6 protein-coding genes and 4 pseudogenes are annotated in these 12,520 nt (G+C 59.0%); 6 read left to right on the top strand and 4 right to left on the bottom strand.

All coding sequences use genetic code 11. The annotated features are described in order from the left end of the window. Position 1: 1 nt before the first annotated feature. Positions 2-1,111: a molybdopterin-binding protein gene (locus tag ACSZOQ_RS13700; protein WP_439923039.1), complete on the bottom strand. Its 1,110-nt coding sequence runs from the start codon at positions 1,109-1,111 to the stop codon at positions 2-4. Positions 1,112-1,456: 345 nt separating this feature from the next. On the opposite strand from ACSZOQ_RS13700, the gene ACSZOQ_RS13695 reads away from it, so the two are divergent. After that, complete coding sequence (locus ACSZOQ_RS13695) at positions 1,457-3,358, top strand: hypothetical protein (protein ID WP_439923038.1); 1,902 nt, start codon at positions 1,457-1,459, stop codon at positions 3,356-3,358. A 292-nt stretch (positions 3,359-3,650) separates the two neighbouring features. On the opposite strand, the gene ACSZOQ_RS13690 is transcribed toward ACSZOQ_RS13695, so the two are convergent. Together ACSZOQ_RS13690 and ACSZOQ_RS13685 are read right to left on the bottom strand one after the other, a co-directional pair. Then, on the bottom strand, positions 3,651-4,907 hold the full coding sequence (locus ACSZOQ_RS13690) for an MFS transporter (protein WP_439923037.1): 1,257 nt from the start codon (positions 4,905-4,907) through the stop codon (positions 3,651-3,653). A 378-nt stretch (positions 4,908-5,285) separates the two neighbouring features. Continuing rightward, a complete protein-coding gene (locus tag ACSZOQ_RS13685) occupies positions 5,286-6,386 on the bottom strand; it encodes a helix-turn-helix domain-containing protein (RefSeq protein WP_439923036.1) in 1,101 nt (366 codons plus the stop codon). Between the two features lie 747 nt (positions 6,387-7,133). Here ACSZOQ_RS13685 and ACSZOQ_RS13680 point away from each other — a divergent pair. Together ACSZOQ_RS13680 and ACSZOQ_RS13675 are read left to right on the top strand one after the other, a co-directional pair. Next, a pseudogene (locus ACSZOQ_RS13680) lies at positions 7,134-7,382 on the top strand (SUMF1/EgtB/PvdO family nonheme iron enzyme); the annotation flags it as partial. A 53-nt stretch (positions 7,383-7,435) separates the two neighbouring features. Continuing rightward, positions 7,436-7,717 (top strand): annotated as a pseudogene (locus ACSZOQ_RS13675) (transposase); the annotation flags it as partial. Between the two features lie 255 nt (positions 7,718-7,972). Here ACSZOQ_RS13675 and ACSZOQ_RS13670 read toward each other — a convergent pair. Further along, positions 7,973-8,998 carry an IS110 family transposase gene (locus ACSZOQ_RS13670; protein WP_439922717.1) on the bottom strand — a complete coding sequence of 342 codons (1,026 nt, stop codon included), beginning with the start codon at positions 8,996-8,998 and terminating at the stop codon, positions 7,973-7,975. A gap of 87 nt (positions 8,999-9,085) precedes the next feature. Here ACSZOQ_RS13670 and ACSZOQ_RS13665 point away from each other — a divergent pair. The 3 genes and pseudogenes from ACSZOQ_RS13665 to ACSZOQ_RS13655 all read left to right on the top strand — a co-directional run. Continuing rightward, positions 9,086-9,979, top strand: a pseudogene (locus tag ACSZOQ_RS13665) (IS3 family transposase); the annotation flags it as partial. A 43-nt stretch (positions 9,980-10,022) separates the two neighbouring features. Next, positions 10,023-10,595: pseudogene (locus ACSZOQ_RS13660) on the top strand (SUMF1/EgtB/PvdO family nonheme iron enzyme); the annotation flags it as partial. Positions 10,596-10,628: 33 nt separating this feature from the next. Further along, complete coding sequence (locus ACSZOQ_RS13655) at positions 10,629-12,452, top strand: arylsulfatase (protein WP_439923035.1); 1,824 nt, start codon at positions 10,629-10,631, stop codon at positions 12,450-12,452. Positions 12,453-12,520 lie beyond the last annotated feature (68 nt).

Here is a 12,520-nt window from a genome sequence, read left to right as displayed (position 1 = left end):
ATCATTCACGCCATAGATAGGCATCGATCGGCGTGCCCGCCGCAAAGCCTTCGCTGGAACCTGGTATCAATAGCCACGCATCCGCGCGGGCCATGGCATGAAGCGGCAGGTCACCGGTCGCCAGGGGAAGCCACGCGTCATTCCGTTCCTCAAGCAGCGCGATCTCGGCGAGGCCGACGCTCGAGGCGATCTTGCGTGACAAGGGCAGGAGCCGCGATTCCCGCGATCGTCGTCCGGACAGACACTCCAGTGCCGGAAGCGCCAAGGCGAACCATACGGCGAGTGCGTGATCGGGAGCACCGGGCATTACGAGGACGGGGACTGCGTCAGCCCGTCCAATGGCTACGGTGCGCCCGGGCTGCAGCGCGACGCCATGGGCAAGCACCTCGCCGCGGCGGGCGAGCGCGGTGACCGTTGCATCGTTGCGGCCGACACCGCTGCCGCCTACAACGATCAGTAGGTCCGCGCCGACCGGGTCGAGCACGTCCGCGATGGACGCCGCATCGCGGGCTTCTGCTTCGATCTCCGTGACTCGGGCGCCGTTGGCGCGAGCATGGTCGGCGATCAGATGGGCTGTCGCCGTGCCGCCTGGAAGATTGACGATGCGGAGCCGCGGACGGCGCACGTTGAGCGTTTCCAACCCGGCGGTCCGCGCCGTGAGAAGATCGCGCGGACAGATCAAATGACCTGACGCAATCGCAGGACGGTCCGCAGCGATGTCGCTGCCGGCACGCCGGATACCTTGCCCAGGCGCACCCTCAACGATGATTTCGACGATCGGACCCGATGTATCGACCGCGTCGACATCAAGCACACAGTCGCAGTGTTGCGGCATTGCATCGCCCACGTTGACCCAAGTCGGCGGCCTCGCTAGGGCGAGCGGCGAATAGGATGAGACGCCGACCACATCATTGGCGTTCACCGCCCAGCCATCGGCGGCGGCAAGATCGTAGACCGGCGTTGACGGGAGCGCCGGCATTTCGGCCGCGACGCAGCCGAGCGCCTCGGCAAGAGGAAGGTCCTCCGGCGTGACCGCCTCGAGCTCGTGCAGCAAGACCGCAACCGCGGCTTCGAGCGGCGTGAGCGATGCTGGCAGGCACTGCGTGACCATGAGGTGTGGCCGTCGTCAGAAGACTAAGAGACAAATTTGGTATATTTCGCGAACAGAAACTTATCGTCGATTAGAGTTTAAGCGGCCTGTATCTGATGCTGCAAGCGCCGGTTTGCGATGGTGGCACGCTTGATGCGTTCGATTGGCATGGATCATCTCCACCATTTCGGCAGATATGTCGGTCGCTCCTGCATGCAGCGTCAAATTTGAACGCCGATTGACACTTTGCAGTGCTTCAGCGAACTATGTTCGACTTGAATCCGTTGAGTTTGTTTTTGCCCCTTATGGCGAGGCGCCCCCGTCCTGCGGGTGAGTGATCGATCATCAACACAAGGAAGGCTGACTATGCCGAGTCTTGATCAGCTCATGAAAGACATGCTGGTCGTCGTGGGAGCCACGCCGAATCCCCAGAATCTCACTGAGATGGACGTGGGGATGCAGGACTTCGCAAGCAGACCGAACCCGAATTCTGCCGGACCGACGACGCAACCGCTCTGGGTATGGTCTTATTCCGGTCTGCGTGAACTGAACGGCGAGATGCCGATGAACAAAGCGACCAGCGTCGAAGTTTGGTCTCGTTCAATGGCGGCTATGCACGGTCAGGACTTCATGGGTTGGATGACTGTCGCGAACGAGATTGAATGGGGGCCGGTTCACATCGTGCTTCCCACTGAGCGGCTGCTTTTGCCTCTCATCCAACGCTACTTCGTTAAAGGTTACTTCCTGAGCGCGGGAACAAATTCGGGCACTACCAATCCGATGTGGCCTATCTCTGGAAATCTGGATCAAAGCTTCGTAGCCGCCTTCGCTTACGACCTGAGCGTGCGACTCCCCAACGGTCAGCCGACTCCGGTCAGCCCGGAGCGCTTCAACAGGAACGACTTCATGCCGGCCCCTGGACAGGAGTCGGGGACGATACCGCCAGGCTCGACCACGAGCGCGAGCGACCCGTCGCAGGATCATCACTTCGTTTTGGTATGCATCAGCCTGGCCTGTTTCAGCGAGGCGGCCGACTTCGAGCCGGGTGGGCTCATCGGCATGGGCCGCATAATTCCTCACCTCATGATCATGTCCAACAAGCGGCTAGATGTCTCCTTGGGTGCCGATCAGCATGAGCTGTCGCTACAGGCGGAGGTCACCGTTCGGCGACCGCCTCAAGCCGGCTACTACGGATTGTTCATGACCGGAGGCGTGCCACGGATAATGAACCATCCGGACATGGCGCCCGGCATCGCACCGCTTTTGGTTACGGACACCAACGTCTTCAGAGGAACCGACGGTCTCCAGCTCGTGCAGCTTCCCTATTGGGATATAATTTTCGACTATACGATGACCCCTCTGTCCGGTGCGTGGCCCGGCACTCTGCCGATGGGCGCATCGACGGACGTCGTCGTTCGGGGCTTGGGGCCAAGGCAGTTAACCAACGCCTGGTCGCGTCCGGATCATTCGCACTACGGCAGCAATCCCATCATTGCCGGCACGTTGGGGACGCTGCTCGCGGCGTTTCCCGGTGCCGCTCCGCTAGCGAACAACTTCTTGCAGATGGGGCGTTCCAGGCCCAGCGCACGCCTCGCCAGGATGTTGCCCTTTGGCAATCCAGTGAAGGCTGACTTCCTGCCGCTCCAACGGGTCACCGTGCAGAAAGTCGAGCGGCAAGGTTCGTTCGACAGCGTCCACATGGCGCCGCGGATGGTGGCCAATCAGCTCCTCGCTGATCCATTCTACGGATCGGACCCGAAATGGCGGGGGACGATGGAGCTCATTCCCATGGCACCGTTCTGCGATCACGATTGTTTCCACACCCACTGGCGATGGGGAAGTTTCTTCAGCGATCCACGAGCTGCCGCGGCAGTTACGAACAAGCGTCAGGTATCCGGGTTCGCTGCCTCCGGTGACCCGCGATTCGCAGGAATCGGAGAGCCGTATAAGACGATTGGCAGTCCGATGATTCCACTCAATCAAACCCTTTCGATCAGCTTCCCGAAGTTCTCGCATCTCAAATACGCAGTCGACGTCCATCCTGCGGCGCCGGGAGTATGGCAGCCTGTGTATCATCACGGGTCAGCGTACGCGCTCGGTTACACCGCTGCGGCCACCGCCATCCTGGTCGGGATTAAAGGACTTGCAGCGGGCAGTCAGGAATCCAGCGAATTCTACTGGAATCTTCAGTTCCAGGCCGCTGCTGACGGACCGACACCGCGAATGACGATGACGGACATAGAGTTGGTCAATCTCATCGGGTTGTAACGGCTTCGATCCGCAGGACGACGGGAGCCGAGGCGTCCTTCGTGTCCCAATTCAGCGGTAAAGAGCTGCGGTTGCCTTCGGAGAACTCAGCGAATCGGTTCGCCGTCAGGGTCTTAAGACAGAGACTTCCAGGACGAGTAGACATTCGGGCTGCAGCACAGGAGCTTCTTGCTACTCGAATCGTATGAGGAGGGCGACTCGCGAGCTCAACTGACTTTTGTTGGCCCGCATTCTGTCGCCCCCGCAATTTGCGCCGTCCCTTTTTGCTTTCCCGAACCTCCTGAACGGCTTCTCAGTGCGCAGGAACGGATTCTGCGATCGCTGTATGAATTGGTTTGGCATCCCTGAAGCCGACTCGCGAGAACGAGACGTAGAACGCGGCGATGTTCATCAGCGCCCAGACCAGGAAACCCAAGGTGTAACTGCCCAAGAGATAATTGCTGGCGGCCAGGATAGCGGTCATTGTGAAGCCGCAGGCTGCACCGGCGGCTTTCGCCAATCCACTGACCGCGCCTACGTGCACGAAGTACATCGGGATCAGCTTGATGACTGCCGCCGCGGCGGCGCCGGACAACAGCGCGAGTCCATAAATGGCAAACAGCTCGAGGCTCAGCGAAATCTGCAAGGCCAGGAGCACCGTCAGCGCGGACATCACCCCGAACAACAAGCTCAGAATGCTCAGAACGTCGAAACGGTCGGCGAGCCAACCGCCGAGCGGCCGGGTGATGGCGACGCAGACGACCAGCATCGGAGTGTAGAACGCGGATGCGCTAGTGGGCTCTACGTGCCAGTGGTCGACCAGATAGGTCGGCATCGTCGACGCGAAGAACACCAGCGTGCCGAATGCCACCCAGTAAAGGCCGGGCACCAGCCAAACCAGCATGCCCGAACGGTATACGGCGAAGATTTCACGCGTCGAGATGTTTTTGAGCTTTCTGTTCGGCGGGTCCGACGTGAAGAACATGTAGACCGCCGCCATCGCCAGCGTGGGAATGGCGAAAATCGGAAATATGATGCGCCAGCCATCCGGGTCGCTCGTGTCGACAAATCTCGTGATCACAAGCGTGACGGTCATCATCCCGATCGTGATCCCGATATTGCCCAGAGCAAAAAGGCCCAAAGCGGTCCCCTGTTTCGATTTGGGGTACCAGGACGATACGTGGGCATTGCCGACCACGAAACTCGCGCCGCCCAGTCCGAGCATCATTCCGAGAAATAGAAATGAGTAATAGCCTTCGGCGAAAGTCCCCAAAATCAGGACGACGGCGAGGCAAACCAGCAAAATCGTAAAAACCGTCCGGCCGCCATACTTGTCGGTCCAGATGCCAAGCGGGATGCTGATGGCGGCTGCGAAAAGCGGCTCCATCGCGGCCAGGATGAGCACCTGAGTGCTCGTGAAATGGTACCACTCAATCAGAAAAGGGGCGAGCGCAGAAAACATCCCCCAAATCGCAAAACCGAGCGAAAACGCCACGGTCGATATCACCAGAATCCTGGTGTTGCCCTGCGGTTCGGCCGCCGCATCAGCTCCGATAACTGAATTTTTCACGACTGCTCCTTAATTAAGAGATCGCGCTTAGATCGCGCTTGCAACACATCAAGCTCCGCTTCCGCCTAGGCTTGTGACGGGCAAGTAACGCCCGCCATGCCCCTATATCGCCGGCGCGCAAGGCTTTCCCGACGACACTTAATGAGCCACTTATGGCAGTCATAAGTCAACTAGTTTACATAGCATTTCCTGGCGGTCTTCGCGTCTATTCCGCTTTGATGCGGCTCAGATCGGAGACGAGTTCAATCGCGATCAGTTGGGCGGTCGGCATTGTAGATCGCCGCAACCGAACGCTCGGGAGGTCTCTTGAACACGTCCTTGCGGGCCTGAATTCGCGCATGCGTTCTGTGATGCTGCGGGTAGACCAGCCTTCTACAATCACGCCGAGCGTCTGCTCCCAAGGCGTGCTGGATGTTCGCCAACTCCAAGGGTGGCTTGTTCAGAGTTTCGCGTGAAAAATGGGAGCGGTCGGTAGTCATCCGTGGGCTCTGGGATGCGCGGCATGTTGCGCTCCGTTCGCGACGATCGGCGTCCCCGTCGTTCCAGCGTCTCGGAAGGGTATTCGCCGAACAGCGCGCGATAGTATTGAGAGAAGCGTCCGAGTTCCACGAAGCCCTGTTGCAAGGCTACCTTGGCGACAGTGGTATCGCCCGGCGAGCCATCCAGTAGCGCGGAATGAACCGCGCAAAGCCGCTTGTGACGCAGAAACGTTACCGGCCCGACGCCGAACACGTCATGAAAGGCGCGGTGCAGCCCGCGCCGCGACACACGGAACGCAGCGCAAAGCTCCGACACGTGCACCGGACGCACGTCGGCGGTGGCCAGATAGTCCTCCACATTGTGCACGAGCCGCAGCGCCGAGGGCAGCGTGCGGGTCTCGTCCGGCGGCAACGATTGAAAGATCGTCGCGGTGAAACAATCGACGATGGCACGCTTCCAGAAATCGGCGGACGCTTCCGTCAGTGCATCTTGATGCTGCGCGAGGCGGGAGACGATCTGCGGTAGGCAGGCCGTTGCTGTCTGGGGGGACGGGCCAGCGCGATAATGGCTTTTCTCGTACCATATCGCGGGATCGCTCAAGCGCGCTTCACCAGCGAACATAGACACAACGTCGGACAGATCGAAGCGCATTGCTGCATAAGACGAGGCGCCGTGAAAAATGCCGTCGTGTTCGATCACCGGCGGGATTACCAACACGTCTGCCGGACGCATGTCGAAGGCAAATTGGGTGACGCGGTCTTTTGCGGACAGCAGCATTCCGACGATCAGCTTCTCGTCGCTGGAGGTGCGTTGGGCGCGAACGCCGAGGTTGAATGAGCCGACGCTGAGGGAGAAATTACCGATGCCGACATGCGACAGTGTGCCGCGCATCTCGCCGCGTCCGAGTTGCACGACGTCAACGTGCGAACCCTGCACTGCCTGATGCAGGCCTTCGAAGCCGTTTAAGCCGCTACTGCTGACCCAGAGGCGTTGGACCATCTGAATGTACTCGGAGGCCTCGCGCGAAGAGCATAGCTTGTACAACTGATTGACGACAACGAGTTTTTTCAGCGAGCGACAAATTGTGCAGTGCAGGAGATCGGTCGCTGGGACGGGCTGTGATACAGATCTTGTCGAGTTGGAGTGTCTTCGCATTTTCATAAAAGACGACGCACGTAAGGTGGCTTGATCGACCGTCGTTGAACGGTGTCTGTTAAGTGTGCCGCGATCGCTACGATTTTTGGCACAAACTGCACATCACATAACGGAAACCTTCGACTAAGCTCGCGAGAGTTAGCCACAGCGAATGTAAATCGCCTGCAGCCGGGCGAGCGAATTGGTTTTGTCATCGCAGCTCTGAAGAAGGAGAGCCTCGACAATTTGAGTGGACCGTCGCTGCCAAAGACGCTGGCAGCCGAAGGGCATAGGAAGGGTTTCGACTATGCGATCGAAAATGATTCTGCTTCGTCGCCTTACCGATACATCGCAAAGCCTTCGAAGCGTCGCATGTGCGACCGTGCTGATCTTCAGCGCATTAGCTTTCGGCGGATCATCATCCGCTAATGCGATCCCAAGCGCTCCTCACCTTCATGCAAATCAAGGCGATCTCATCGAGAAAGTCGTTGTCCTGCGCGGGGGCCACGCTGCGGTTGGCCCAGAGGCAGCGTTGCCTATCGCAGCCGCACCAAGGGGTTCTGGGATGCCTGTCCACAGTAGCGGAGGCAAGTACAGCAGCAGAGGCGAGTGATGTCAGTTGCATCGGTCAAACCCCCGTTGCTTACGCTTGCGGCGGAGAGTGAGCGGACAGATATGGTTTGGATTCCGGGCGGGACGTTCTGCATGGGATCGGATCATCACTATCCGGAGGAAGCGCCGAGCCACCGCGTAACGGTTGATGGCTTCTGGATTGACAAAACACCTGTCACGAACCGGCAGTTCAAACAGTTCGTGAAAGCCACGGGTCATGTCACCGTCGCGGAGGTGCTGGTCTGCCCCCTGAAAAGTGGTCCTCCCTGAGTTAGGCTATTAGCCGTAGAGAGGACATTGGAATGCCCCAGAAGAAGCACAAGCCGGAAGAGATCGTCGCTAAGCTGCGCCAGGTCGATGTTTTGCTTTCACAAGGCAGATCGGTTGGCGAAGCGGTTCGTTCGATCGGCGTGACGCAGTTCACGTATTACCGGTGGCGCAAGGAGTTTGGTGGCTTGAAGGGCGACCAGGTGAAACGCCTCAAGGAGCTTGAGAAAGAGAACGACCGGCTGCGCAAGGCTGTGTCGGACCTGACGCTGGAGAAGCTGATCCTGAAAGAGGCTGCCTCGGGAAACTTCTTCTCTATTCGGGGCGCATGATGCAAGCTCCTTTTTGCACGTCCACGATGTCAGAGATCATCCTGCGAGGCTCTTGCTTCTCTCCGAGGTCAGCATTTTGCAGCCTCATGATGGGATCAGAGGGAACGGGCGGAGCCATCTAAGCCGCGCGGTCGTAAGTGCGCCGCACGAGTTTCCTCGGTCTCACCCAATCCCGTCGTCCTCGCGGGACGCCTCCTCCAGCATGGAGGAAGTTGAATCGGTTGTCGTTTTCCTCTGTGATTAGGTTGTAGCTGCGCTCCAGCGGAAGTCGGTATCATCCCTCCACATCCGGTGAAGTATGACCGCGAGCTTGCGTGCAACTGCGACCATCGCCTTTTGCATTCCGCGCCGGCGCGCCACTGCAATGCCCCAGGCCTTGAGCGGGTTCCAGCGACCTGGGCCAGTTAATACGACGAGAGCTGCTTCATAAAGGCTGGATCGAAGCATCACATCCCCAGATCGGGAGATGCGACCCGTCCTGGAGATCTCGCCGGACTGATAAATGCGCGGCGTAAGTCCGTAGTGAGCACCCACGCACTTGGATCTTGAGAATCGCGCGGGATTGTCGACGCACGTTCGGAACGTGAGAGCGACGATCGGTCCGACCCCTGGCGCGGACATCAGGCGGCGACAGACCGGATCGACCTGCACCAGATCAAGCAGCATGCGGTGAAGTTTAGCAAACTGAGCTCGTAGAGCTGCTCGTGCCTCTAACAACGAAGCGGCGATGGCAGCAACGAACGAATGATCTGCAACGAGCTCACGGATACGGTCCTCAAATTTGATTTTGCCAACCACACCCACCTTGAGTCCGAAATTACGCAGCGAGCCCCGCAGGTCATTCTCGATGTCATAAATCTTCCGCTGCAGTAATTTGCGAGAGGTCAGCAGAAGTCTTCGATGTTGGCTGGCGGGAGTTTTGACGTGGACTGCCTTGAACAGCCCGACCCGCATCATCTGGGCGATCCCGCGGGCGTCGTTCCGGTCGGTTTTGTTGATGCGTGCCGAGAGCGCTGCATGCATATGCCGGGTCTCGACACAGATCGCCGCAAGGCCAACGTCGACGAGACCGGCATAGATCCACTGGGATAATGGTCCTGCTTCCAATCCGATCCGCTCGAAAGGCTGACCGAACTCGTGCAAGCGACCGGCTATTGCCTCTGGTGCACTATCAACCATCGTCTCGAGAAGGACTCGCCCGTTCGCGTCCAGGACGCAAATAGCGGTCGTCTTCACGGAGATATCGAGGCCAGCAAACAGTGACATGACGGGCTCCTTCGATGTTGAATATCTGGAGCTTCAATCTCGCCTCGCAACGGACGCCTTGGCGAGGGAAACCCCCGAATACCCCATCTGAGCCCCTCCCGCCGTCGCCGCTGCGTCGACCACGTCATGGTGAAGTTCTCCGTCTCGGAGCGCTTTGCCTGCAAGGTTCTCGGCCAGCATCGCTCGACCCAGCGCAAGAAGCCGCAAAGCCGACCGGATGAAGAGGCATTGACGACCGACATCATCCGTCTGGCCTCACGCTACGGCCGCTATGGATATCGCAGGATCACGGCGATGCTGCGGTCCGAGGGTTGGACGGTGAATGCCAAGCGTGTCGAGCGTATCTGGCGGCGGGAGGGGCTGAAGGTTCCCCAAAAGCAACCGAAGAAAGGCCGGCTCTGGCTGAACGACGGATCGTGCGTCCGGCTTCGGCCCGAGCATTCTAACCATGTTTGGTCCTATGACTTCGTCGAGGGCCGGACCCACAATGGCAGGAAGTTCCGCATGCTCAACATCATCGACGAGTTCACCCGAGAATGTCTGGCGATCCGGATTGATCGCAAGCTCAACTCGACCAACGTCATCGACGTCTTGTCGGACCTGTTCATCCTACGCGGCGTGCCCGGCCACGTTCGCTCTGATAACGGGCCGGAGTTCATCGCTAAGGCAGTGCGGGATTGGATTGCAGCTGTCGGCGCGAAGACCGCGTTCATCGAGCCCGGAAGCCCTTGGGAGAACGGCTACTGCGAGAGCTTCAACTCAAAGCTTCGCGACGAACTGCTCAACAGCGAGATCTTCTACAGCCTCGCCGAGGCCAAGGTCATCATCGAGGCATGGCGACGCTACTACAACACCGAGCGACCACACTCATCGCTCGGATATAAACCGCCGGCGCCAGAGGCCATCGCCTGGCCTTCAAAGCCAGCCGGATCGCTTCCGCCGGCAGCGCAAGCAATGGCCGAAAAGCCCATCATGCATTAAGACTGAAAGTGGACCACCTCATAGGGGCAGGCCAAACGTGCAGGACAATCATCCGGTGGTCCACGTCGCTTATGCCGACGCGCTGGCTTATGCCGCCTGGGCCGGCAAGGAATTGCCGACCGAAGCAGAATGGGAGTTTGCCGCGCGCGGCGGACTGGAGGAGACGGAATTCGCGTGGGGGAATGAATTCACGCCGAACGGCCGCCACATGGCCAACACCTGGCAGGGCGAATTTCCACGGCAGAATCTCGGTGAAGACGGCTACGAACGCACGTCGCCCGTAACAGCGTTTCCGCCAAATGGTTACGGCCTGCACGACATGATCGGCAATGTGTGGGAGTGGACCAGCGACTGGTACACCCCGAAACACGAAGCCGAAGCAGCCAAAGCGTGCTGTATCCCGGAAAATCCGCGCGGCGGCAGCGAGGACGCGAGTTACGATCCCTGCCAGCCGTCCATCAAGATTCCGCGTAAAGTCCTCAAAGGCGGCTCGCATCTGTGCGCTCCCAACTATTGCCGCCGCTACCGCCCGGCCGCACGCCACGCCGAACCGATCGATACGTCGACCAGCCACGTCGGATTTCGCTGTGTGACCAGGAAACTCGCTACGCAATGACCCTCGACTTCTTCGTGAAGAATGGAGAGTGCAATGACGAGCCGTGCGAACGACCAAGATAAACTCGACGCTCCATCGAACGAGGCCGACAACCACGCTCTCAGTCGCCGGAATATTCTGCTGGGCTCGTCAGCGCTGGTGGCAATGGCGACGATGATCTCAGCCGCGGAGGCCCAGAGGCAAAAGGCTGCGCCGGCCACGACAACAACTTCTCCGTCCGGCCGAAAGCCGAATATCCTCGTGATCTGGGGCGACGACATCGGCATCGCAAACATCAGCGCCTACTCCAACGGCCTGATGGGGTACGAGACCCCGAACATCGATCGCATTGCCCGCGAGGGCCTCAAGATGCAGCACTATTACGGCGAGCAGTCCTGCACCGCCGGCCGTTCAGCGTTTCTCACCGGCCAGCACATCATGCGCAGCGGGCTTAGCAAGGTTGGCTTCCCTGGCGCGCCGATGGGCATGAGCCAGTTGGACCCCTCGGTTGGTGGTCTGCTCAAAAACCTTGGTTATGCGACCGGCCAGTTCGGCAAGAACCACGTCGGCGACCGTAATGAATCGTTGCCGACAGTGAACGGTTTCGATGAATTCTTCGGCAACCTCTATCATCTCAACGCGGAGGAAGAGCCGGAATTGCCGGACTATCCAAAAAACCCGGCTTATCTCGCAAAATTTGGGCCGCGCGGCGTCCTGAAGTGCGAGGCGACAGACGTTGATGACCCGACGGTCGATCCCCGTTTCGGAAAAATCGGCAAGCAGACCATCGAGGACACCGGCGCGCTCACCAAGAAACGCATGGAAACGATCGACGATGAAACGTCGGCGGCGGCAATCGACTACATGAAACGACAGCACGCGGCTGGCAAGCCGTTCTTCTGCTGGTTTAACGGCACCCGCATGCATCTGCGCACGCACGTTCGCGCTGAGCACCGCGGCCGCTACAAGCATGGCGATAGCGAATATATCGACGGTATGATGGAGCACGATGACACGGTCGGCGCGCTGCTCAAGGCGCTGGATGACATGGGCATCGCGAACGACACGATTGTCGTCTACTCGAGCGACAATGGTCCCCACATGAATACGTGGCCGGACGGCGCCATGACCTGGTTTCGCTCCGAGAAGAACACCAACTGGGAAGGGGCTTTCCGCGTGCCGTGCCTGGTGCGCTGGCCGGGTAACATCAAGCCCGGCACTGTCTCGAATGAACTGATGAGCCACAACGATTGGATACCGACCCTCTGCTCAATTGCGGGCGAACCGGATATCGTCAACAAGCTCAAGGCGGGCTACACCGCGAACGGCATCAACTACAAGGTGCACCTCGATGGATTAGATCAATCGAACTTTCTGCGCAATGTGAGCGGCAGCGCGGCGAATAATAACGGCACTAAGAGCGCCCGAGACAGATTTTTCTATTCGAACGATGACGGGTTGCTGGTGGCCTACCGCAAGGAAGACCTCAAATACGTCTACTCTGAACAACGCATGCAGGGGACGATGGGCCTGTGGGCTGAGCCGTTCACGACGCTTCGTCTGCAAAAGATTTTCAATCTGATGCAGGATCCGTTCGAGCGCGCCGATATCACGTCCAACACCTTCTGGGATTGGCAGCTGAATCACGTCGGCAGCGTCTATGGGACGATGGATGATGTCTTTCAGTTCGCTGCGTCGTTCAAGGAGTTTCCGCCGCGCTCATTCCCGCCGAGCTTCAATCCGGCGAACATTCTGGAAGATGAAATGGATAGCATCAAGCGCAGGGAGGCGTTCAAGAAGAACCTCGACCTCGACCGCATCCGCGGTGGGTTGAACAGGATGATCGACGAGCAAATTCAGCAACGCGGGGTTAAATAGGCGGCGTAACCCATCCCGGTCGGCCATAGGCGGGCCGGGATGATTTGGCTCCCTTGTGTGTCAAACCT

The organism is Nitrobacter sp. JJSN (genome assembly GCF_051912485.1).
Taxonomy (GTDB): domain Bacteria; phylum Pseudomonadota; class Alphaproteobacteria; order Rhizobiales; family Xanthobacteraceae; genus Nitrobacter.
The sequence above is the reverse complement of the archived record's forward strand: the minus strand, read 5'-3'. Positions and strand labels throughout refer to the sequence as shown.

Bases quoted from the DNA above. Each gene is read 5' to 3' on its own strand.
- ACSZOQ_RS13700 (WP_439923039.1), bottom strand. From the start codon at position 1,111: ATGGTCACGCAGTGCCTGCCAGCATCGCTCACGCCGCTCGAAGCCGCG.
- ACSZOQ_RS13695 (WP_439923038.1), top strand. From the start codon at position 1,457: ATGCCGAGTCTTGATCAGCTCATGAAAGACATGCTGGTCGTCGTGGGA.
- ACSZOQ_RS13685 (WP_439923036.1), bottom strand. From the start codon at position 6,386: ATGGTCCAACGCCTCTGGGTCAGCAGTAGCGGCTTAAACGGCTTCGAA.
- ACSZOQ_RS13670 (WP_439922717.1), bottom strand. From the start codon at position 8,998: ATGTCACTGTTTGCTGGCCTCGATATCTCCGTGAAGACGACCGCTATT.
- ACSZOQ_RS13655 (WP_439923035.1), top strand. From the start codon at position 10,629: ATGACGAGCCGTGCGAACGACCAAGATAAACTCGACGCTCCATCGAAC.